General features: G+C 65.5%; 23 protein-coding genes. 11 read left to right on the top strand and 12 right to left on the bottom strand.

Features of this window, described 5'->3' with window-relative positions; translation table 11 throughout:
• Position 1: 1 nt before the first annotated feature.
• The 7 genes from CXG43_RS16085 to CXG43_RS16115 all read left to right on the top strand — a co-directional run bounded on the left by CXG43_RS16085 (position 2) and on the right by CXG43_RS16115 (position 5564).
• The gene (locus tag CXG43_RS16085) at positions 2-454 is read left to right on the top strand and encodes a PTS sugar transporter subunit IIA (protein WP_042614639.1); all 453 of its coding nucleotides are present in this window, start codon (positions 2-4) and stop codon (positions 452-454) included.
• Complete coding sequence (gene hprK, locus CXG43_RS16090) at positions 451-1401, top strand: HPr(Ser) kinase/phosphatase (RefSeq protein WP_101100825.1); 951 nt, start codon at positions 451-453, stop codon at positions 1399-1401. The genes CXG43_RS16085 and hprK overlap by 4 nt, the downstream gene beginning before the upstream one ends.
• Positions 1402-1489: 88 nt before the next feature.
• Positions 1490-2371 (top strand): RNase adapter RapZ, encoded by an 882-nt coding sequence (gene rapZ / locus CXG43_RS16095; protein WP_042614637.1) that lies wholly within the window; start codon positions 1490-1492, stop codon positions 2369-2371.
• 160 nt (positions 2372-2531) lie between these two features.
• Positions 2532-2924, top strand: coding sequence for a PTS fructose IIA subunit family protein (locus CXG43_RS16100; protein ID WP_101100826.1), 393 nt, complete (start codon positions 2532-2534; stop codon positions 2922-2924).
• The gene (locus CXG43_RS16105; protein ID WP_042614635.1) at positions 2917-3186 is read left to right on the top strand and encodes an HPr family phosphocarrier protein; all 270 of its coding nucleotides are present in this window, start codon (positions 2917-2919) and stop codon (positions 3184-3186) included. Before CXG43_RS16100 ends, CXG43_RS16105 begins: the two co-directional genes overlap by 8 nt.
• Before the next feature lie 2 nt (positions 3187-3188).
• On the top strand, positions 3189-4946 hold the full coding sequence (gene ptsP / locus CXG43_RS16110) for a phosphoenolpyruvate--protein phosphotransferase (RefSeq protein ID WP_101100827.1): 1758 nt from the start codon (positions 3189-3191) through the stop codon (positions 4944-4946).
• 171 nt (positions 4947-5117) lie between these two features.
• A complete protein-coding gene (locus tag CXG43_RS16115) occupies positions 5118-5564 on the top strand; it encodes a transposase (protein ID WP_101100828.1) in 447 nt (148 codons plus the stop codon).
• Positions 5565-5639: 75 nt separating this feature from the next.
• On the opposite strand, the gene CXG43_RS16120 is transcribed toward CXG43_RS16115, so the two are convergent.
• The 6 genes from CXG43_RS16120 to CXG43_RS16145 form a co-directional block, all read right to left on the bottom strand.
• Complete coding sequence (locus CXG43_RS16120; protein WP_101100829.1) at positions 5640-6440, bottom strand: prolyl oligopeptidase family serine peptidase; 801 nt, start codon at positions 6438-6440, stop codon at positions 5640-5642.
• Between the two features lie 70 nt (positions 6441-6510).
• Positions 6511-6777 (bottom strand): hypothetical protein, encoded by a 267-nt coding sequence (locus CXG43_RS16125; RefSeq protein ID WP_101100830.1) that lies wholly within the window; start codon positions 6775-6777, stop codon positions 6511-6513.
• Positions 6778-6789: 12 nt separating this feature from the next.
• The gene (mgtE, locus tag CXG43_RS16130) at positions 6790-8151 is read right to left on the bottom strand and encodes a magnesium transporter (RefSeq protein WP_042614633.1); all 1362 of its coding nucleotides are present in this window, start codon (positions 8149-8151) and stop codon (positions 6790-6792) included.
• A gap of 182 nt (positions 8152-8333) precedes the next feature.
• Entirely contained in the window at positions 8334-9284 is a 951-nt protein-coding gene (locus CXG43_RS16135; protein WP_101100831.1) for an aspartate carbamoyltransferase catalytic subunit, read from the bottom strand.
• Positions 9285-9302: 18 nt separating this feature from the next.
• The gene (ruvX, locus tag CXG43_RS16140) at positions 9303-9770 is read right to left on the bottom strand and encodes a Holliday junction resolvase RuvX (protein WP_042614628.1); all 468 of its coding nucleotides are present in this window, start codon (positions 9768-9770) and stop codon (positions 9303-9305) included.
• A complete protein-coding gene (locus CXG43_RS16145; protein WP_101100832.1) occupies positions 9763-10329 on the bottom strand; it encodes a YqgE/AlgH family protein in 567 nt (188 codons plus the stop codon). Before CXG43_RS16145 ends, ruvX begins: the two co-directional genes overlap by 8 nt.
• A 76-nt stretch (positions 10330-10405) precedes the next feature.
• Here CXG43_RS16145 and CXG43_RS16150 point away from each other — a divergent pair, with 76 nt between their 5' ends.
• Together CXG43_RS16150 and CXG43_RS16155 are read left to right on the top strand one after the other, a co-directional pair.
• Positions 10406-12199 carry a DUF4153 domain-containing protein gene (locus CXG43_RS16150; protein ID WP_101100833.1) on the top strand — a complete coding sequence of 598 codons (1794 nt, stop codon included), beginning with the start codon at positions 10406-10408 and terminating at the stop codon, positions 12197-12199.
• Positions 12196-12729, top strand: a complete 534-nt coding sequence (locus tag CXG43_RS16155) for a DNA-3-methyladenine glycosylase I (RefSeq protein WP_101100834.1) — start codon at positions 12196-12198, stop codon at positions 12727-12729. Before CXG43_RS16150 ends, CXG43_RS16155 begins: the two co-directional genes overlap by 4 nt.
• Before the next feature lie 147 nt (positions 12730-12876).
• Here the strand turns inward: CXG43_RS16155 and CXG43_RS16160 are convergent, their stop codons facing one another.
• The 4 genes from CXG43_RS16160 to CXG43_RS16175 form a co-directional block, all read right to left on the bottom strand.
• Positions 12877-13584 (bottom strand): YitT family protein, encoded by a 708-nt coding sequence (locus tag CXG43_RS16160; RefSeq protein ID WP_101100835.1) that lies wholly within the window; start codon positions 13582-13584, stop codon positions 12877-12879.
• Positions 13585-13885: 301 nt separating this feature from the next.
• Positions 13886-15610, bottom strand: coding sequence for a type IV-A pilus assembly ATPase PilB (pilB, locus tag CXG43_RS16165; protein ID WP_101100949.1), 1725 nt, complete (start codon positions 15608-15610; stop codon positions 13886-13888).
• 179 nt (positions 15611-15789) lie between these two features.
• Positions 15790-16107 (bottom strand): CcdB family protein, encoded by a 318-nt coding sequence (locus CXG43_RS16170; protein ID WP_101100836.1) that lies wholly within the window; start codon positions 16105-16107, stop codon positions 15790-15792.
• Positions 16104-16355 carry a type II toxin-antitoxin system CcdA family antitoxin gene (locus tag CXG43_RS16175; RefSeq protein WP_101100951.1) on the bottom strand — a complete coding sequence of 84 codons (252 nt, stop codon included), beginning with the start codon at positions 16353-16355 and terminating at the stop codon, positions 16104-16106. Before CXG43_RS16175 ends, CXG43_RS16170 begins: the two co-directional genes overlap by 4 nt.
• 310 nt (positions 16356-16665) lie before the next feature.
• Between CXG43_RS16175 and CXG43_RS16180 the strand changes: the two genes are divergently transcribed.
• Both CXG43_RS16180 and CXG43_RS16185 read left to right on the top strand, forming a co-directional pair.
• On the top strand, positions 16666-17007 hold the full coding sequence (locus CXG43_RS16180) for a hypothetical protein (RefSeq protein ID WP_101100837.1): 342 nt from the start codon (positions 16666-16668) through the stop codon (positions 17005-17007).
• The gene (locus CXG43_RS16185; protein ID WP_101100838.1) at positions 17004-19451 is read left to right on the top strand and encodes a zeta toxin family protein; all 2448 of its coding nucleotides are present in this window, start codon (positions 17004-17006) and stop codon (positions 19449-19451) included. Before CXG43_RS16180 ends, CXG43_RS16185 begins: the two co-directional genes overlap by 4 nt.
• A 43-nt stretch (positions 19452-19494) precedes the next feature.
• On the opposite strand, the gene CXG43_RS16190 is transcribed toward CXG43_RS16185, so the two are convergent.
• Positions 19495-19782, bottom strand: a complete 288-nt coding sequence (locus CXG43_RS16190; RefSeq protein WP_101100839.1) for a transcriptional regulator — start codon at positions 19780-19782, stop codon at positions 19495-19497.
• On the bottom strand, positions 19779-20150 hold the full coding sequence (locus CXG43_RS16195; protein WP_157825194.1) for a hypothetical protein: 372 nt from the start codon (positions 20148-20150) through the stop codon (positions 19779-19781). Before CXG43_RS16195 ends, CXG43_RS16190 begins: the two co-directional genes overlap by 4 nt.
• Positions 20151-20423: the final 273 nt, after the last annotated feature.

The raw sequence follows: 20423 nt of genomic DNA on the forward strand, positions 1-20423 counted from the left end.
TATGCCCCTGACCGATCTGATGGCCGCCGTGCAGACCCAGGTCTGCGCGGCTGCCGACCGCGAGAGTGTGCTGCTGGCAGCGGCCCAGCTGCTGGCCTGCCGCCAGGCCAACACCGAACAGATCCACCGCAACCTGTGCGAGCGCGAAGCGCTCGGCAGTACCGCCATCGGTCATGGGATCGCCATCCCGCACGGCCGCGCACCGGCGCTCGAGCGTCCGCGTGGCGCCCTGCTGAAACTGCTGCAACCGGTGGACTTCGGTGGGGATGAGCCGGTCGATCTGGTGTTCGCGATTGCCGTGCCGTCCCATTACACCCACCAGCACCTGATGCTGCTGTCCGAGCTTGCCGAGCTGTTCTCCGAGCCGGGCATCCGCCAGGCGCTGCGCGATGCGCCCGATGCCGCCGCGCTGCGCGCCATCATCGATCTTCCGCCACCGGCGAGTGCCGCATGAATACCAGCATCACCGCACGCGAGCTGTTCGACCAGCAACGCGACCGCCTCGCCCTGCGCTGGGTGGCCGGGCAGAAAGGCGAAAGACGCGAGCTTGAAGCCGGCAATACCGTATCCCGGCGTCCCTCGCTGGCCGGCTACCTCAACGCCATCTACCCCAACAAAGTACAGATCCTCGGCACCGAGGAACTGACCTGGCTGGATTCGCTGGATTCCCGCCACCGATGGGAAACCATCGAAAAGATCATGCAGTCGCACCCGCTGGCGCTGGTCATCACCCGCAACCAGCCCTGCCCGGAAGACCTGCGCGCGGCGGCCGATGAATCCAACACGCCGCTGTGGCTTTCGCCCAAGCGCGGCCACGAACTGCTCAACCACCTGTCCTACCACCTGGCGCGTACGCTGGCGCCGCGGGTGATCCTGCATGGCGTGTTCATGGAGATCTACTCCATCGGCGTGCTGATCACCGGCGAAGCCGGTTCGGGCAAGAGCGAGCTGGCGCTGGAACTGCTCAGCCGCGGCCATCGCCTGGTCGCCGACGATGCGCCGGAGTTCACCCAGATCGCCCCGGACGTGCTCGATGGCACCTGCCCGGAGCTGCTGCAGGACCTGCTGGAAGTGCGCGGCCTGGGCGTGCTGAACGTGCGCGAGATGTTCGGTGACACAGCGGTAAAGAAGAACAAGTACCTTCGGCTGATCGTCCACCTGACCAAGCCGATGACCGAACCCAGCGCTTACGGATACGAACGCCTGACCGGCGACTCCGGCACCCGCCACGTACTGGACCTGGACGTGCCGCTGATCACCCTGCCGGTGATGCCCGGCCGCAACCTCTCGGTGCTGACCGAAGCGGCGACCCGGCTGCATATCCTGCGCACCAAGGGAATCGATCCGGCCGCCATGTTCATCGCCCGCCACAGCAACCTGCTCGAACGCCGCACCCCGTAAGCCCGGTAGTGACGGCCGCTGGCGGTGGGTGACGACCGTTGGTCGTCACTGCTCCCCCAATCATCCGCACCCCAACCAAGAGTCCGCCATGAACCGCCCTGCCCCGTCCGCCCCGACCCTGATCATCATCAGCGGCCTGTCCGGCTCTGGAAAGTCCGTGGCCTTGAAGACCTTCGAGGACCAGGACTACTACTGCTCGGACAACCTGCCGATCGACCTGCTGCCGGCTTTCGTGCGCGGCGTGCTGGGCGCACCCGGCAGTGCCCCGCGGCGGCTGGCGGTGGGCATCGACGTGCGCGGCCAGAGCGACCTGGGCCAGCTTGAACAATGGCGGCAACTGGCCGACGAAGCCGGCGTGCGCGCGCAGCTGCTGTTCTTCGAAGCCAGCGACGAAACGGTGCTCAAGCGCTATGCCGATACCCGCCGACGCCACCCGCTGAGCCAGCTCGGCCTGTCCCTCCCCGAAGCGATCGCCCGGGAGCGCGAACTCACCGCACCGCTGCGCCGCGCGGCCGATGCGATCATCGATACCAGTACGTTGAACGTGCACCAGCTGCGCCGCCGCATCGTCACCGAGTACACGCTGGGCCACACCACGCCGCTGTCGCTGCTGTTCGAATCGTTCGCCTACAAGCGCGGCGTACCGGCCGAGGCCGACTTCGTGTTCGACGCCCGGGTGCTGCCCAACCCGCACTGGGACCCGGAACTGCGCCCGCTGAGCGGCCGCGAAGGCGGCGTGCGCGATTACCTGGAAGCGCAGCCGGAGGTGCAGCGCTACGTCGGCCAGCTGACCGATTTCCTGGACACCTGGCTGCCGAAGCTGGGCAACGACACCCGCAGCTACGTCACCGTGGCCTTCGGTTGCACCGGCGGCAAGCACCGGTCGGTCTTCCTGGCCGAGCGGCTGGCCCGGCATGCCCGCGAACAGGGCTGGAAGGACGTCGCGACCTACCATCGCGAACTCGACTGAAAAAAAGGGGACGGAGGGGATTAAGTCGCATCCGACACCTGGCGTGCCGGATGCGACTTAATCCCCTCCGTCCCCTTTTTGGTTCTGCAGATGAATACGGAACACTGAAGGGCTCTGCGCCCGCTATCGCAGCGTCATGCCGACCTGTTAACGTTCGAGCATGACCTGTGGCATTCTCCTCGTAACACATCCTGGCGTCGGATCGGCCCTTCTTGAGGTGGCGACCCGGCTGCTGCGGCATCTGCCGCTGAAGACTGAAGCGTTCGACGTACCGTTCGATGCGGATCTGGATACCTTGCTCCCGCTCGCTTCGGCCGCCCTGCGGCGGGTGGACGGGGGTGACGGGGTGCTGATCCTGACCGACCTGTACGGTGCCAGCCCCAGCAACCTGGCCGCCCAACTGGCCAGACTGGGAACGCCGGCGCGTCGGGTTGCCGCACTGAGCCTGCCGATGTTGTTGCGTGTGATGAATTATCCGGAACAGGGACTGGATCAACTGCCCGCCACTGCGGCGGCGGGCGCGCGCAATGGAGCGATAGTCGACGATGCTTGAGAAAGAACTCACCGTTACCAACCGCCTGGGCCTGCATGCCCGCGCTACGGCGAAGCTGGTGCAGGAACTTGCACCCTTCCGCTGCAACGTGACCATGGCCGCCAAGGGTCGTGAGATCAACGCCAAGAGCATCATGGGCGTGATGCTGCTGGCCGCCGGCCAGGGCACCCCGGTCACCATCCGCATCAACGGCGAAGACGAACAGGCGGCGATGGATGCCGTGGTCTCGCTGTTCGAGCGCCGCTTCGACGAGGACAGCTGAGCATGCCGCGCGCCCGTGCTGGACTGGCACCCACCGGCCTGCGGCCGGTGCAGCTGCTGTCCGGCCACGGCGCGTCACGCGGTACAGCGCTGGGGCGCGCACGGGTGCGCCTGGCGCACGCGCTGGAAGTAGCCGAACAGCGCGTGGCGCCGCAGCACGTGGACAAGGAGCTCAAGCGCCTGCACGTCGCGCTGGATGCCGCGCGCAAGGAAATGCACGACCTGCGCCAGCGCCTGCAAGGTGCGCTGAACCAGGAAGCCGGCGAGTTCCTCGACCTGCATGCACTGCTGCTGGACGATCCGGAACTGTTGTTCGGGCTGGACGAGCTGATCCGCAGTGGTCCCTACAGCGCCGGCTATGCGCTGCGCCTGCAGCGCGACCGCCTGGCCAAGGTCTTCGACGGCATGGACGATGCCTACCTGAAGAGCCGCATGGACGACCTGGACCATGTGATCGGCCGCATCCACGCCTTCCTGCAGCCGGTGCTGCCGCCGGCGGTGAAAGGCCTGGCCGGCGAAATCCTGGTCTGCGACAACATCGCCCCTTCGGAGATGGCCCAGCTGCAGTCGCAGGGCGTGGTGGCCATCGTCACCACGGCCGGCAGCGCGCTGTCGCACAGCGCGATCCTCGCCCGCAGCCTGCACCTGCCGCTGATCGTCAACGTGCCCGGGCTGCTGCAGAAAGTCAGCGATGGCGACGTGCTGATCGTGGATGCCAGCGATGGCAGCATCACCGTCAATCCGCAGGCAGAGAACCTGCGCGACTACCGGGTGCGGCTGAAGGAACATGCGCGCGAACAGCGTGAGCTGGGCCGCCTGCGCAGCAAACCCAGCCGCACCCGCGACCAGGTCGACATCGCCCTGCTGGCCAACGCCGAATCGCTGGAAGACGTGACCCAGGCGCATGCGTTCGGTGCGCAGGGCCTGGGCCTTTACCGCACCGAATTCCTGTTCCTGCAGCGCAACGAGCTGCCGGACGAAGAAGAACAGTTCCAGGCCTACCGCGATGCCGCGCTGGGCATGGCCGGCAGGCTGGTGACCATCCGCACGCTGGACCTGGGCGCGGACAAGGCCGACCGCACCGGCCTGACCCTGAGCAACGAAGACAACCCGGCGCTGGGCCTGCGTGGCGTGCGGCTGTCGCTGGCGCGCCCGCTGGTGGCCGATACGCAGCTGCGTGCGATCCTGCGGGCCAGTGCCTACGGCAAGGTGCGCATCCTGATCCCCATGGTCAGCACGCGCGAAGAACTGTTGGCCGTGCGCCGGCGCATGACCCGGTTGACCACGCAGCTGCGCGCCGAAGGCCACGCCGTCAGCGAACGTGTGCCGCTGGGCGCGATGATCGAAGTGCCGGCCGCCGCGTTCGCACTGGAAAGCTTCATCGACCTGGTCGACTTCCTGTCCATCGGCACCAACGACCTGGTGCAGTACCTGCTGGCGGCCGACCGCAACAACGAAGCGCTCGGTGAACTGTATTCGCCCCTGCATCCGGCCGTGCTGCGGCTGCTGAAGCTGGTGATCGAAACCGGCCAGCGCCATCAGATTCCGGTGGCGGTGTGCGGTGAAATCGCCGGTGACGCGCGCCTGGCGCCGATGCTGCTTGCACTCGGCCTGACCGAGTTCAGCCTGCATCCCGGCACCCTGCTGGAAGTGCGCCGCGCGATCCGCGAAAGCGACCTCGGCGAACTGCGCGCCCGCGCCCCGAAGCTGCTCGCCGCCCGCGACCGCCGCAGTATCGAACGCTGGATCAACGGCAACTGACCCCGCCCTGCTGTGGTGGGTGACGACCGTTGGTCGTCACGCCCTCGCCCTGTGGCTGTCCTGCTTCGGTGGGTGACGACCGTTGGTCGTCACGCTCTTGCCCTGGATCCCCAACAGCACCACTGGAGTTCCCTGACTCCATTCCATGGCTATCGGCATTACGCTCTTCCCATGAGCAGCCATCGACTCCGCAACGGCAGGCGCAGCATCATCGGACAGAGCTACATCCTCACCTTCGTGTGCCACGACCGCCACCGCTGCTTCGATTCCCCAGACGCCGCGCGCATCGTCATCGAGCAGATCGCAGTGATGGAGGCTGGAGTGCTCCTTTCATCCTGCGCCTGGGTCGTCATGCCCGATCATGTGCACTGGATGTTCGAACTTATGGATCAATCATTGGGTTACCTGGCCCAGCGATTCAAATCGAGCACCGCCCTGCGTATCCGCCGCGAATGCGGGCACTGTGGTCCGGTCTGGCAAGCGGCTTACCACGACCATGCGATACGTTCGGATGAATCACTGCAGCGCCATGCGATGTATGTCGTGGCCAATCCTGTCCGCGCCGGATTGGTGGAGTCGCTCGGAGAGTATCCGTTTACGTGGGGTCGACGGCTTTAGTTCGAAAGCGTGACGACCAACGGCCGTCACCCACCAAAACAAAGTACGGTCGTCACCCACCAAGGCAAAGCAGGGTCAGCGCTTCTGCGCCAGCAGCCAGGTCCACATCGCGGTATCGGCATAGGTGGCGTCCCAGGCGTTGTGGTTGCCGTCGGGATACTCGGTGTAGCGTGCATCGGTCGCACCGACGGCCTTGAATGCCGCATGCAGCTTGCGGTCATCGTCGGGCAGCACGACATCATCTTTCGCACCATGGAACATCCAGATCGGCACGTTCTTCAGGCGCTGGGCCAGCGCGGCGTAGGGGTCTGCTTCGTTGGCGACGGCGGCGACGAACAGGGTCTGGCGTTCTTCGCGCGGGGCGATCACCGCGCCACATACCGGCACGATGGCTGCGAACCGGTCCGGCGCGGAAAGCGCGATGTTCCAGCTGCCATAGCCGCCCATCGACATGCCGGTGAGGTACTGCCGCGACGGATCCGCCGAGAACTCGGCCAGCGTGGCGTCCAGTGCCGCCAAGGCGACGCGGTTGTTCAGGCCGTCCCATTCCTCGCGGTTGGGCACCTGTGGCAGCACCACCAGCGCCGGGAAGCTGCTGGCGTGTTCGCGCAGGTACGGGCCGATGCCCGCCTTGGTCTGCTTCATGCCGTCGCGGCCACGCTCACCGGACCCATGCAGGAACAGCACCACCGGCAACGGCCCGGCCGCGCGCACGGCATCGGCGGGCACGAACACCTGGTAACGGGACACGTGACCGTCCACGGTAACGCTGCGCGATTCAAATCGCCCAGCCGTGGGGTCCGGTGTGGTGGCACAACCGACCAGCAACATCAGCAGGGTGGCGGCAACGGTGAAGCGCAGCAGCAGGCAATGCATGGCGGATCCTGACAGGATGAAAACGCTTCCATCCTAGCGGCCTGCGCAATCGCCGGCATCGTGCAGTGCATCAGTCCGGGCGCGGGAAACTGGCGATGATCTCCAGCTGCTGCTGGGCTTCTTCATTGCCCGCTGCCGCAGCGGCCTGCACCTGGCCAATATCCGGATGGACCACGATCAGCAGCGGGTTCTCGCAGACCGGGCAGTCGTACTCGGTCACGTCTTCGGCCAGTTCCATCACCATCGCGCGCGAGCTGCCTTTCCACTCGCAGGCTGCGCAGGTGTGCTGCTGGTCGCGCCAGCCGGCCTGGAAATAGTTGTCTACGGTGGTGGCCATGGTCGGTACCGGTCAGTGCAGCAGGATGAGGGTGGCCAGGCCGAGGAAGCTGAAGAAGCCCATGACATCGGTCACCGCCGTCACCACCACGGTACCGGCGACGGCCGGGTCAACGTTCATGCGCTTGAGCATCAGCGGCAGCAGCACGCCGGCCAGTGCAGCGGCACAGAAGTTGATCATCAAGGCCAGGGTGATCACGATCGACAGCAGCCAGCTGTGGAACCAGACAAAGGCGATCAGGCCGACCAGCAGGCCGATCAGGGTGCCGTTGATCATGGCCACCCGCAGTTCTTTCCACAGCAGGATCCTCGCATTGCTGGGGCCCACCTGGCCGAGCGCGATACCGCGCACCATCAGGGTCAGCACCTGCACCGCGGCATTGCCGCCAACGCCGGCGACGATCGGCATCAGCACCGCCAGCGCCACCACTTTCTGCAGGGTCAGTTCGAACTGGCCGATCACGCTGGCGGCGAGGAACGCCGTGCACAGGTTGATGCCCAGCCAGACCACGCGGCCGCGCACGGCGCGCTTGATCGGAGAGAACAGATCTTCTTCTTCGTCCAGGCCGGCCGCGCCAAGTGCCTGGTGCTCGGCCTGCGAACGGATGATATCCACCACGTCATCGATGGTGATGCGGCCGAGCAGGATGTTGTTGTCATCCACCACGGGCGCGGAGACCCAGTCATGATCGGAGAACTGCCGCGCCACTTCATCGGCACTCTCGCCGACGTCGATGGCCGGCTGCTCGTCGTCGATCAATCGGTTGATCGGCGTGGTGTCTTCGTGGGTCACCAGTGCCGCAAGCGAAAGCCGCCCCAGGTACTGATGCCGGCGGCTGACCACGAACAGATGATCGGTGTGGTCGGGCAGTTCGCCGCGCAGGCGCAGGTAGCGCAGCACCACGTCGACATTGACGTCGGCGCGCACGGTCACCACGTCCGGGTTCATCAGGCGGCCGGCGCTGTCCTCGGGATAGGACAGCACCTGTTCCAGCCGCTCGCGGTTTTCGCGGTCCATCGACTTGAGGACTTCGTCGATGACGGTGTCCGGCAGGTCTTCGACCAGGTCGGCAAGGTCATCGATGTCCAGGTCTTCGACCGCGGCGATGATCTCGTCCGGGTCCATGTCCGCCAGCAGGCTTTCGCGCACTTCATCGCCGACGTGGACCAGCACCTCGCCGTCGTCTTCCGGGTCCACCAGGCCCCAAACCACTTCGCGCTTGCCGGGCGGCAGCGATTCAAGCAGGTTGCCGATTTCGGCCGGGGCCAGCGTGTTGACCAGGCGACGCACCGGGCCCAGTCGACCACTGTCCAGCGCATCGGAAAGCAGGCGCAGCTGGCGCGCGGTCTTGTCGTGGCGTACGGCCTCGGCCATCGGAACTCCCGCAGGAAAGAAGAGGCTGCGATCCTGGAGAGGATGCGGCATGAGGGGTGGTCAGCGCGTCATTATCGCCTGCGTGTGTGAAAAGCAGAAGCTGATCGCGGGTTGGACCGAGCGGGGAGAGCGTGACGACCAACGGTCGTCACCCACCAAGGGCACCGCGGTCGTCACTACCTTCAGCCGAGCAACGTTTCCAGTACGGCCATGCGTACGGCGACGCCGTTGGCGACCTGGCGCAGCACCCAGGATTGCGGGCCGTCGGCTACTTCATCGGTGACTTCCACGCCGCGGTTGATCGGGCCCGGATGCAGCACGGCGGCGTCCTTGCCGGCGCGGGCCAAGCGGGCGGCGTGCAGGCCGTATTGCTGGTGGTACTGCTCCAGCGATGGCACCAGGCCTTCTTCCATGCGCTCGCGCTGCAGGCGCAGCATCATCAGCGCATCGACGCCCTCCAGCATTTCGTCGAAGTCCTGGCCGACCACGCAGCCTTTCAGCGTGTCATCGTCGGGCAGCAGCGACTGCGGGCCGCACACGCGGATCTCGCCCACGCCCAGCGTGCGCAGCGCGTGCAGGTCAGTGCGGGCCACGCGCGAATGCTTTACGTCGCCGACGATCACCACCTTCATCTTCGAAAAATCACTGCCCTTGGCCATGCGCAGGGTCAGCATGTCCAGCAGGCCCTGGGTGGGGTGCGAACTGCGGCCGTCGCCGGCGTTGATCAGCGCGGTGCCCTCGCCTGCCGCCGCGGCCAGCGCAGCCACCGCGCCGTCGTCCGGATGGCGCACCACGAAGCCACGTACGCCCATCGCTTCCAGGTTGCGCAGCGTGTCGGTCGCGGTTTCACCCTTGCGGGTGGACGAGGTGGACGCATCGAAGTTCAGCACGTCCGCGCCCAGCCGCTGCGCGGCCAGCTGGAACGAGCTGCGGGTGCGCGTGGACGGCTCGAAGAACAGCGTGCACACCGCCGAACCGGCCAGTACCGCGCGCTTGTTGCCGACCCGTCCGACTGCCGCATCGCGGATCTGGCCGGCGCGGTCCAGCAACTGCAGCAGGGTTTCGCGTGGCAGGCCCTGCAGGGTGAGCAGGTGGCGCAGGCGTCCGGATGAATCGAGTTGCGAGGCAGTCATGGGCAGGCGGTCGGCAGGTCAGGGAATGGGGGTGGCGTCGTCCGGTGAAGACAGCCAGCGGTCGATGATCACCGCAGCGGCCACCGCATCCAGGGCAGCGGCATCACGGCGGCGCTTGCGCCCTTCGGCGCGTTCGACGGCAAACCGGCGCGCGGCTTCGACCGAACTGGAGCGCTCGTCGATCATCGCCACCGGCAGTTTGAAACGTTCCCGCAGCTGGCGGGCAAAGCCCTGCGCGCGCTTGCGGTTGGGCTGGTCCTGGCCGTCCAGGGTGAGCGGATCGCCCACCACCAGGCCGTCCGGGCTCCACTCCTTGATCAGGCGTTCCACCGCGCCCCAGTCCGGGCCGCTGCCGTGCACGTCGATCACCGCCACCGCGCGCCCATGCGCGGCGAAGGCACTGCCGATGGCCACGCCGATCCGGCGCGAGCCCACGTCGAAGCCGAGCACGGTGCCGTCGCGGCGGATGGCCGCCGGCTCAGACATGGCCGCTGTAATCGGTGAGCCGGAACAGGTCCACGCCGATGCGCGTGGCCGCTCCCTGCCAGCGCTGCTCGTACGGGGTGCGGAACAGCAGGTCGGCGTCGGCCGGCACGGTCAGCCAGCTGTTGTCGGCCAGTTCGCCTTCCAGCTGGCCTTCGCCCCAGCCGGCGCAGCCCAGGGTGACCAGGGCATTGGCCGGACCCTCGCCGCGCGCCATCGCTTCCAGGATGTCGCGCGAGGTGGTCAGGTACACGCCTTCGCCGACCAGCAGGCTGGACTCCCACGCACGCGCATCGTCATGGATGACGAAGCCACGTTCGGGGTGCACCGGGCCGCCGTTCAGCACGGGCCGCTGGCGCAGTTCGTCGTTGTCGGTGGTGATGTCCATCTGCGCCAGGACTTCACCGATGGTGTAGTCCGAGGGCTGGTTGACCAGCACGCCCATGGAACCGTTCTGGTCGTGCTGGCAGATCAGCGCGACGCTGCGGGCGAAGGGCTCGTCGGCCAGGGAGGGCAGCGCGACCAGCAGGTGATGGGCAAGGGAAGTCGAAATCTCGGACATGGCTTCATTCTAACCGCTGGGCCGTGTGCAGGCGCGTGAGACGGTAGGATGGCGGCCACCGAGCAAGGAGCCTGCGATGTCCCCCAGCACGACGCTGCCCCCATCCACCCGAAGTGCCATCGTGTTGATCGCCCTGCTGCAGGGTCTGTTGTTGTATCTGGCACAGCAGCTCGACGGCAGCTGGCCGCTGCAGGATGTCGGATCGCGCTACCGCTGGTATGCGTGGGTGCTCAGCGTGCCCAGCGCCATCGCGCTGACCGTGGTGGACCTGCGTGACCGCCGGATGTGGCTGCACGCGCTGCTGGCGTCGGTGGTGGTACTCGGGCTGGCCAGCTGGATCGGCTGGAACCTGGAAGGAGAACCCGGCCTGCGATCAGAACCGCTGCGCATGCCGTTCTCGCTGGCGATGGCGATCGCCACCTTCATCAGCCTGCCGTGGTGGCAGCACCGCCTGCAGCACGGCCACTGGCGCGCCAGCTACGATGCGCTGTTCGAACGCGCCTGGCAGAACGGCCTGACCCTGGCGCTGGCGCTGCTGTTCACCGGCCTGACCTGGTTGCTGCTGTGGTTGTGGGCGTCCCTTTTCGGCCTGCTGAAGATCACCTTCTTCACCGAATTGTTCCGCCAGGATGCCTTCATCGCGTTGGCCACCGGCACCCTGGCCGGCTTCGGCATCCTGATCGGGCGCACCCAGCAACGCGCCATCCAGATAACGCGCCAGGTGCTGTTCGCGGTCTGCCGGGGGCTGCTGCCGCTGCTGTCCTTCATCACCGTCATCTTCACCCTGAGCCTGCCGTTCACTGGATTGCAGCCGCTGTGGGAAACCCGTTCGGCCGCCTCGCTGCTGCTGGTGCTGGCGCTGCTGCTGGTCACCTTCACCAACGCGGTGTACCAGCATGACAACGACCAGCCGCCCTACCCGCGCTGGCTGCGTCGGTTGGTGGAAGCCAGCCTGCTGGCGCTGCCGGTGCTGTCGGCGCTGGCGCTGTACGCGGTGTGGCTGCGCATCGGCCAGTACGGCTGGACCCTGGAGCGTTTCTGGGCGTTGCTGATCGCGGTGCTGGTGACCGGCTATGCGCTCGGCTATGCACTGGCCCCGTTCGGCCGCGGGCGTTGGCTGCAGCGGTTGGAGCCGGCCAACCGGATCATGTGCTGGGGGGTGCTGGGCGCGGCGCTGCTGGCCAGTTCGCCGCTGTTGGACCCGGTACGGATCACCGTCGCCAGCCAGCAGGCGCGGCTGTTGGCCAACCCTGATGGCATCACCACGGCGGACGCGATGATGCTGCGCTTCGACCTGGGCCGGCGCGGCGTGGCGACACTGCGCGACCTGCAGCAGGATCCCCGTTTCACTGCCGATGCGCGGGCGGCCAGCGTGGCCACCCAGGCCCTGGCGCGCACCGCGTACTGGGGCGGCGGGGAGCAGGTGATCGACGACGGCATCCGCGACCTGGCCGCGCTGCGCAAGCGGCTGGTGCTGGCCGAAGGCTCCGCCACGCCCCCGGACAGCTGGTGGGACGCGATGGTGGCGCGCAAGGTGGAGACTGGAAGCTGCCTGGACATCGAATCACGCTGCGTCGCCACTACCCGCGATTTCGACGGGGACGGACACCCGGACGTGCTGCTGTGCGCCTTGATGGAAGGATCCGGGGCGTACTGCCAGCTGCATGCGCAGGGTGCGCACGGCTGGTGGACAGTGGGATCGTACGGCTTCCCGCGCGGTGATTCGGCCTCTGAAACCGCACGTATCCACGACGCCGTGCGCACTGGAAGGTTGACCCTGAAACCGCCGCGCTGGCCGGAAATCTCGCTGGACGACGGCACCCCTTCCAGCATCGGCAACCTGTCCAGGGAACCCACGGAAACCCCATGAGCGGATACTGCAGCATCGCCCCGGGCCACCCGGTGCACGGGCATTACCACGACCACGAATACGGCTTCCCGCAGCGCGCAGAAGCCGAGCTGTTCGAACGCCTGTTGCTGGAAATCAACCAAGCCGGGCTGAGCTGGGAAACCATCCTGAAGAAGCGCGAAGGCTTCCGCCGCGCCTACGATGGCTTCGACGTGGACACCGTGGCCGCCTACGCACAGCCGGATATCGACCGCCTGCTGGGCGACGCCGGCATCATCCGCAACCGGCTGAAAGTGCTGGCCGCCATCCACAATGCGCAGGTCATTCAGGGCCTGCGCGCCAGCCACGGCGGCTTCGTGGAATGGCTGGACGCGCACCACCCGCTGGACAAGGCCGGCTGGGTGAAACTGTTCAAGAAGACCTTCCGGTTTACCGGCGGGGAGATCACCGGCGAATTCCTGATGAGCCTGGGCTACTTGAAAGGCGCCCACGCCGACGACTGCCCGGTGCAGCAGCGGATCCTGGAACTGAAACCGGCCTGGTCCCGGTAACGACGTTGACGGCCAGCGGCCGTCACTACCCCGGCACCGCGACCCACCCGGTAGCGCCGAGCCATGCTCGGCGGCCTTTCGCCCCGGCACCGCGACCCACCGGTAGTGACGGCCGCTGGCCGTCAGATTTGCCGCGCGATCGTTGCCTCAGACGCCCATGTACCGGCCCGGGCGGTGGTTGAACATCAGCACCAGGCTCAGCACCACCGCGCCGATGGCCGAATACATCACCTGGATCGGCGACAGCACGCTGAACGCCACCAGCATCAGCATCGCATCGAAGCTCATCTGCACCTTGCCGGCGCTCCAGCCCCGCGTGCGCTGCAGGTACACCGCCAGGATGCCGATGCCGCCCAGGCTGGCACGGTGGCGGATGAAGAACAGGATGCCCAGGCCGGCCAGCGCGCCGCCCACCAGCGCCGAATACAGCGGCGCGATATGCGCAAAATCCGCCCAGCGCGGCAGCAGGTCGGTCAGGATGCCGCAGGCGGTGACCGCGGCGAAGGTCTTCAGGGTGAACTCCCAGCCCATCCGGCGCACGCCCACCCAATAGAACGGCAGGTTGACCAGCACGAACACCAGGCCGAAGTTCCAACCGGCGGTGTAGTGGATCAGGAAGGCCAGCCCCGCCATGCCGCCGATCATCAGCCCGCCCTTGGCGAAGATGGCCAGGCCGAGCGAGGCCACCAGCGTGGCCAGCACCATGCCCTGCACGTCTTCTGCATGGGAATGGCGCAGCGCGCGGTCGTCCTGCGGGGTGCCGGCGATATCCGGGGGCGGCGTCAGCGGGCCAGCGGTGACGAGGTGGCCGTCAGCGTCGTCGCACGGCGCGGGGCCATGGGATTGGAGGGACATGAGCGTGGGGTGTCGCGGTGGGGAGTCGTATTAGACACGATCCCGATGACAGTTGCAGGTGAAATCATTCAGCTGGAGGCGGACGGCGGACGTTCGGTGCGTGGCTGCTGTGGGTTCGGTGGGTGACGACCGTTGGTCGTCACGCTTCTGAGTTCAAGCAAGAGCGTGACGACCAACGGTCGTCACCCACCGGAGCTCGACTCATCCACCCACCAGAGCCCGGCTCTTCCACCCACCAGAGCTCGGCTCTTCCACCCGCCAAGGTTTGGCGCGTCACCCACCGGCATCCTGAATCAGCCCATCAATCCTTGGTGACGCGGTTGATCTCGGCCAGGCTGGTGACGCCCTTGCTTGCCTTCACCAGCGCCGACTGGCGCAGGTCGTTCACCCCGATCGCCTGGGCGGCTTCGGCGATCTGCAGCGCATTGCCGCCGGCCAGGATGATCGTGGAGATCTCATCGGTCATCGGCATCACCTGGTAGATACCGGTACGGCCCTTGTAGCCCTCGGTGCATTCATCGCAGCCAACGGCTTCATACAGCTCGATACCCGCATCCAGCTGGGCCTGGGTGAAGCCTTCGGCCAGCAGCGCGTGCGCCGGCAGCTCGGTGCGGCGCTTGCAGTTGTTGCACAGCCGGCGCGCCAGCCGCTGGGCGATCACCAACGTCACCGAACTGGTGATGTTGTACGGCGCGATACCCATGTTCATCAGGCGCGCGATGGTCTGCGGTGCATCGTTGGTATGCAGCGTGGACAGCACCATGTGGCCGGTCTGCGCGGCCTTGATCGCGATCTCGGCGGTTTCCAGATCGCGGATTTCGCCGACCATGATGATGTCCGGATCCTGGCGCAGGAACGAACGCAGCGCCGCGGCGAAGGTCATGCCGCGCTTGTTGTTCTGCTGCACCTGGTTGACGCCGGGCAGGCGGATTTCCACCGGGTCTTCGGCGGTGGAGATATTGCGCGTTTCATCGTTGAGGATGCCCAGCGCGGTATACAGCGAAACCGTCTTGCCCGAACCGGTCGGGCCGGTCACCAGCACCATGCCGTACGGCTTGTGGATGGCGTCCTTGAACAGCTTCTCCTGGTCCGCTTCGTAGCCCAGCTTGTCGATGCCCAGCTTGGCCGCGCTGCCGTCCAGGATACGCAGCACCACCTTTTCACCGAACAGCGTCGGCAGGGTGCTGACGCGGAAGTCGATCTGCTTGGTCTTGCTCAGGTTGAGCTTGATGCGCCCATCCTGCGGCACGCGCTTTTCAGCGATATCCAGCTGCGCCATGACCTTCAGGCGCGCGGCGATGCGCTGGTTCAATTTCACCGGCGCACGCGCCACCATCTTCAACAGGCCGTCGATGCGCAGGCGCACGCGGTAGTCGTCTTCGTAGGGCTCGAAATGGATATCCGAGGCGCCCTTGCGGATCGCGTCCACCAGCACCTTGTTGACGAACTTCACCACCGGGGTGTCATCGCCCTTGGCGTCGATTCCCGAATCACCGGCGCTGTTGTCGTCGTCGGTACCGATTTCCAGGTTGGCCATGCCCTCGTCGTCGTCGCCCATCTGCGAGGACATCGAATCGTGGCTGGTCTGCCATTGCTCCAGCGTGCGGCGGATCTGGTCTTCATCCACCAGGATCGGTTCCACCACCAGGTTGGTGTGGAACTTGATTTCATCCAGCGAATGGGTGGGGTCGCTGGTGCCCACGTACAGCTTGCCGCCGCGCCTGAACAGCGGCAGCACGTGGTGCTTGCGCAGCAGCTCTTCGCTGACCAGCTTGATCGCGCTCTGGTTGGCATCGAACACGCCGACATCGAACAGCGGCATGCCGAATTCAAGCGAATTGGCGGCGGCCAGCTGGGCGGCGGTGACGACCTTGTTCTGCGCGAACCACTGCGGCAGTGGCAGCCGCGCGGCGGTCGCCTTGGCCATCGCATCGCGCGCGCCGGCTTCATCCAGCGCCCCGTCCTGGACCAGGCGACGGGCAATACCGGTGATGCCGACGAGATTTGCGGTGGCGACTGCGTTCATGCGGTTCCTCATTGTGTGCCGCCCGGCGCATCCCGCCCCGTACAGCTGCATATTGGTCCGCTGCTGGCTCCCCCTGCAGCAGGCTCCATCTTACCCTGAGACCGCCGATTTCACCGCGCCCACCGTAGTGTCGAGCTTGCTCGACATCCCATCGACAGCTCCCCCTGCGCCCTGCCGGCTCAACCGAAGGCCTGGGTAAACAACTCCTCGAGCGCATCCATCACCTGCTGCCCTTGCTTCTTGAGTGAGCCCACCCGCTGCCTTAACGCGGAAACCGGTACCCACATCGTTTCCAGTGGCTGCAATATCACCCGCCTGCCTGCCACCTCGAACTCAGGCGTCACCCGGGAAGGCGTCAGCCGGGCTGCCGTGATTGCATCCAGCGGCACCACCACCCGGCGCGGCGCCGCTTCGAAAACGCTGGACTGGACGACCACCACGAACGGAATGTTGTGATTCGAGCCCACGTTGGCATACACCTCAAACTGGCCGATCACAGGGTGGAGAACTCGTCAGCAAGCGAGCCGTGGGTTTCCACGAATGCGCCCCATTCTTCGGCTGCGCGCGCCAGCTCCCGTCTGCGGGCGCCTTGAAGCTCGTGTTCGCTGGCCACGAGCTCCGCAAGCAGGGCTTCCACCTTGCCGGAAAGATTACCGGTGAGCGCCTTGGCCTGTGCAACCAGATCGGAATTGAGGGTCAGCTTGACGGCTCTTTTCTGCCCGCTTGGATCGTACCTAGCGGTCATGTGGATCTCCGGGCAGTTTATGCGCATGGTATGCGCATGCCAGACACGGTGCAAAGTGCGTACTACCCGACTCCACGGCACCAGGTGCCAGCCCGAAGGCGCAACACATCGTGGCGTGCCAGAAACGCCGTACCGCCAGCTAACACTTGGCCGCCGCGCGTGATCTGCCTCACAGCAGCGGTCGATCAGCGCTATCTATACTCGGCCCACAGACCAGCTATCTCCGCCCAAGGCCACTACGGCCATCAAGCTCTGCCAAAAAACCGTACTTCCTCGCTTATTCACGCCATTTCGTTAAAAGGTATCGCCTATGCCTCTGCCCGCCCCCCCGGTCCCCGCCAAGCTGCGCGAGATGCTCCAGGACTATCCGGAGCATATTGAAAGGCTGCAGGAGGCTCTGAATCAGGCAGTCAAGGATTCCCAGGAAGTTCCGCTCATGCCATTCGATGATGCGATTTCAGCGCTGGAAGGACGGCTGGGAACCTTCATCAGCGAAGCACGTGCTGAACTTGTTAGCGCCCAGATTTCGGGTGATTCTGAAGCGATTGCGCGAGCTATTGAGAAAGAACGACTAATGTTCAGCGCGTCCTTCAAACGGCACTGGCTGAACGATGAGCCTCTCTACAACTACTTTATGGCGATCGGCGGATGAACGATCTCGATAGCCGGCTGGATCCTGAAGTACACGCAAAGCGATTCCTCGAAAACGTACTCCCCGCAAGCGGATTGCAGGAAGCAAGCCCCCGAGACAGTCCTAAAGCGATCCTACTAGCGGGACAACCGGGAGCGGGCAAAAGCGGATTGACAAAGTCAGCGCTGAATGAACTTAGCGGAAATGTTGTACCGATCGATCCGGACGAACTACGCAATGCGCACCCCGACGTCGAGCGCCTGCGCCAGCAGTATCCTTACACCTGGGCTGGCCATACCCACCACGATGCAAGCCAGTGGGCCAAGGAGCTGCGTGCAGCCGCAGTTGAAGGACGCAGGAACATCATCCTCGATACCACCCTGGGCAATGGTGACAGCGCCGTCACCCTGATCAAGGACCTCCAAGCCAAAGGCTATCAAGTCGAGATTCGCGGCGTCGTTGCACATGAGCTGGAAAGCGAACTCGGTGTAGACAGAAGGTTTTCCAGAAGTCTGGATGCCAATGGCTATGGTCGTTACGTCCCCGAGGAAGTACGCACTCAGGTGTATGGAGCGCTCCCTGGAAACCTCGACAAGGTCCATGCCGAGACCGGCATCCCCATCCTTCTTTACGACCGTGAGGGCGCTCAGGTCTACGATAGCCACAGCGACGCACGGCTACCAGGGGCAGCGCTGGAGCAAGAACGCCAAGAGCGCCTGAAGAATCCCCACACCACTCTCGCTTTGCGCGATGGTTGGAAGGCGCAGGGCGACTGGCACTCAAACCTATCTGAGAAGCTTCGCAACAATCGCCACATCAGCTCAGAAACAGGGGAGCTGGTGGAGGGTGAGCATACAACGCTCAGGGTAGTAGGCCCCGTTGAGCGACGCATCCGCTACACGGCGGACATCGACCACGCCGTCCGCGTGCGCCCGAACATGGTGCGCGGCGCGGTGGTCGGCGGCACAGCCGCGACGGCCTTTGAAGCCGCCTCGGAGGGCGCCAATGTGGCAGACCTCTACGCGCGCGATAACTCGACTGGCGCGGAGGCCGCATTGCTGGACTTCGGCGCACGCAGTGTCGGCGGCTGGACCGGTGCGGCGGTGGGTGCCAAGGCTGGCACGCTGGTAGGCATCGAATCCGGCCCCGGCGCGGTAGTCACCGGCATCATCGGCGCAGGATTGGGCGCCTGGGGTGCCAGCGAAGTCGTTGATTGGATCGAGAAGTACCGAATCAACAACCAGACCGACAGCGCCGGCAGGGTCTGGACGTTTGATCCGGAACATCCCGGCAAGGGCTGGACGCACAGAGAACGAGCAATCGTGGGGACGGTCGGCACGGTGGCGGATCGACCTATCTACGGCGCCACTACACAGCTCACGGCCGACCGGGCGTTGACCCAGGAATTGAATTACAAAGCATCCTGCAGGGCAGTGGAACTGCGCCTGTCAGCGCCCGATCTGCCAATCGATCCGTACCGCATCGACAGCGACGCCACCGATACGCCCAGCCTCCTTCCACGTTCGTGGGAGCGCACCCCAGACAGTGGCGAATGGCGGCGTGAGGTCGTCCATCAGGTCTATGAGCATGGTATCAAGAGCACGACCGTGGAGGTGGCCGATGCCACCAAGGCGGCCAAGCTTGATGAGACTGCCCACGGCATCATGGCCTTCAATGCAGCGCGTAGTCCGGTCGCCTTCGCCAAGCAATATGAGCAAGCGTACGTGGAGCAGGGTTGGTCCCGGCACGGACCGATTCCTGAGGCAGTGACGTGGACTCGTGATCATCCAGAACAGGTGCTTGGCTCGGATGGCCGCACTTACCAGCATAGGCAGGATGGCCAATGGCTGCATGATGGGTATATCCATGACTCATTGGCCGAGGGGAACCTTCGCGATGAATTGAACGAAACCTACCTGCAGATTCAAGCCATCCAGAAGCAGGATGCTCCCGTGCCCGGCTCCCCGGTGCCCGAGGCAGTCGATGATCCTGCCGAGCGGGAAGCACTCCAGCCGACGCCGACGACACCCGCTACGCCAACGCAGCCGGGCCATCCCGACCATTCTCTCTATCAGCAGGTGCGCGACGGAGTAGCGGGGCTGGACGCCCGACATGGGCGCAGCTTTGATGCCACCAGTGAGCGGATGACCGCCAGCCTGCTGGTGCTGGCCAAGGACAATGGCCTGGATCGGGTAGACCACGTCCTGCTGAGCAATGCCACGGCGCACGAACAAGCCGGGCACACGCTGTTCGTGGTCCAGGGCGAGCCGGGTGATCCTGTGCACCAGCGCGCCTCCATGCCAACGGTGCAGGCGGCCCAGACGCCGGTGGACGAATCAATGCAGCAGCTCGAGGTGGTGAGCCGCGAGCAAGATCAACGTGCGCAGATGCAGCAGCGAGAACAGCAGATGCACGATGAGCGCATGCAGCAGGAAAACCACGGACGCGCGCTCAGCATGGGTTGATCGCCACACTCAGTCGCCGGTCCGGGTTTGTCGCCCCTCCCCCTCAAACCACCTCCACCCGCAACTGCACACCGAGCGCCCGCATCACGCCCAGCACGCTGTCGAAGTACAGGGGACGGGTACCGTTCAACTGCCGGCGCATGGCTTCGTCGCTCAGCCCGCACTCGCGTGCCGCATGCTGGATGCCGTGCAGCTCGGCTGCCAGCAGCAGCGAGCGCGCGAACGTGGATTCCTCATAATTGGCCATGTGCAGGCGGGCATCCAGATACTCGGCCGTCTCGGCGGCGCGCGGGTTGGCCGCGCGGGCGTTGGCACGCTCGAAGGGCGTCATGGCGGGCTCCACATGGTATCGGCCGATGACCGCACCAAGTCGCGCCCGGACAGGATCAGCCCCTCCACCATCAGGTTGGTGACGCAGCCTTCCGACTGCACATCCTGCTTACCCAGATGCGCCGCGTGCAGGATTTCGAAGATCGATGCCAACGCCTGCAGGGTGCGGATGGGAACGGCGATCAGCGCTGCGCGTTGGGGCTCCTCACCGCCGTCGTCACCCGTCAGCGCGGCATCGTCTTCGATGTCTGAAACCAGGCGCAGCGGCACCACCACGTGCTTGTGCGTGCGTGATGTTTCAAACGCTTCCAACCGCCGCTCCAGGCGTTCGATGAAGTGCGGTGGGAAGTCGAGCATCTTGTCGCCCATCAGGGCGTACAGGCGCTTGGCGGCACGGGGGTAATGCGGTTCCATCGGCGTACCTCGCAGGGCTGGAGGCCACCTGCGCCGAAGCGTAAGGTGGCGGGCGATGCGGGTTGCCATACCGGAGAATCAAGCGAAAAAGCCCGGCGGATCAGGGATCCCCCACATCGCCCGCCATGAAACCGGCACGCGATGCAGTGCATTCTCCGCCGTGCCCAAAGGGCAAAACAGAGGCAAAAAGCTTGATTCTTGCAGGATGGCAATCCCGGCTGACGCTCT

It is taken from the genome of Stenotrophomonas sp. Bg11-02, from assembly GCF_002836635.1.
GTDB classification, from domain to species: domain Bacteria; phylum Pseudomonadota; class Gammaproteobacteria; order Xanthomonadales; family Xanthomonadaceae; genus Stenotrophomonas; species Stenotrophomonas lacuserhaii.

Bases quoted from the DNA above. Each gene is read 5' to 3' on its own strand.
- pilB (WP_101100949.1), bottom strand. From the start codon at position 15,610: ATGAACGCAGTCGCCACCGCAAATCTCGTCGGCATCACCGGTATTGCC.
- ptsP (WP_101100827.1), top strand. From the start codon at position 3,189: ATGCCGCGCGCCCGTGCTGGACTGGCACCCACCGGCCTGCGGCCGGTG.
- CXG43_RS16145 (WP_101100832.1), bottom strand. From the start codon at position 10,329: ATGTCCGAGATTTCGACTTCCCTTGCCCATCACCTGCTGGTCGCGCTG.
- CXG43_RS16185 (WP_101100838.1), top strand. From the start codon at position 17,004: ATGAACGATCTCGATAGCCGGCTGGATCCTGAAGTACACGCAAAGCGA.
- CXG43_RS16175 (WP_101100951.1), bottom strand. From the start codon at position 16,355: ATGACCGCTAGGTACGATCCAAGCGGGCAGAAAAGAGCCGTCAAGCTG.
- CXG43_RS16100 (WP_101100826.1), top strand. From the start codon at position 2,532: ATGACCTGTGGCATTCTCCTCGTAACACATCCTGGCGTCGGATCGGCC.
- CXG43_RS16120 (WP_101100829.1), bottom strand. From the start codon at position 6,440: ATGCATTGCCTGCTGCTGCGCTTCACCGTTGCCGCCACCCTGCTGATG.
- CXG43_RS16180 (WP_101100837.1), top strand. From the start codon at position 16,666: ATGCCTCTGCCCGCCCCCCCGGTCCCCGCCAAGCTGCGCGAGATGCTC.
- CXG43_RS16105 (WP_042614635.1), top strand. From the start codon at position 2,917: ATGCTTGAGAAAGAACTCACCGTTACCAACCGCCTGGGCCTGCATGCC.
- CXG43_RS16195 (WP_157825194.1), bottom strand. From the start codon at position 20,150: ATGGGCGACAAGATGCTCGACTTCCCACCGCACTTCATCGAACGCCTG.
- CXG43_RS16135 (WP_101100831.1), bottom strand. From the start codon at position 9,284: ATGACTGCCTCGCAACTCGATTCATCCGGACGCCTGCGCCACCTGCTC.
- CXG43_RS16190 (WP_101100839.1), bottom strand. From the start codon at position 19,782: ATGACGCCCTTCGAGCGTGCCAACGCCCGCGCGGCCAACCCGCGCGCC.
- CXG43_RS16150 (WP_101100833.1), top strand. From the start codon at position 10,406: ATGTCCCCCAGCACGACGCTGCCCCCATCCACCCGAAGTGCCATCGTG.
- CXG43_RS16160 (WP_101100835.1), bottom strand. From the start codon at position 13,584: ATGTCCCTCCAATCCCATGGCCCCGCGCCGTGCGACGACGCTGACGGC.
- CXG43_RS16155 (WP_101100834.1), top strand. From the start codon at position 12,196: ATGAGCGGATACTGCAGCATCGCCCCGGGCCACCCGGTGCACGGGCAT.
- CXG43_RS16115 (WP_101100828.1), top strand. From the start codon at position 5,118: ATGAGCAGCCATCGACTCCGCAACGGCAGGCGCAGCATCATCGGACAG.
- CXG43_RS16125 (WP_101100830.1), bottom strand. From the start codon at position 6,777: ATGGCCACCACCGTAGACAACTATTTCCAGGCCGGCTGGCGCGACCAG.
- mgtE (WP_042614633.1), bottom strand. From the start codon at position 8,151: ATGGCCGAGGCCGTACGCCACGACAAGACCGCGCGCCAGCTGCGCCTG.
- ruvX (WP_042614628.1), bottom strand. From the start codon at position 9,770: ATGTCTGAGCCGGCGGCCATCCGCCGCGACGGCACCGTGCTCGGCTTC.
- CXG43_RS16085 (WP_042614639.1), top strand. From the start codon at position 2: ATGCCCCTGACCGATCTGATGGCCGCCGTGCAGACCCAGGTCTGCGCG.
- rapZ (WP_042614637.1), top strand. From the start codon at position 1,490: ATGAACCGCCCTGCCCCGTCCGCCCCGACCCTGATCATCATCAGCGGC.
- hprK (WP_101100825.1), top strand. From the start codon at position 451: ATGAATACCAGCATCACCGCACGCGAGCTGTTCGACCAGCAACGCGAC.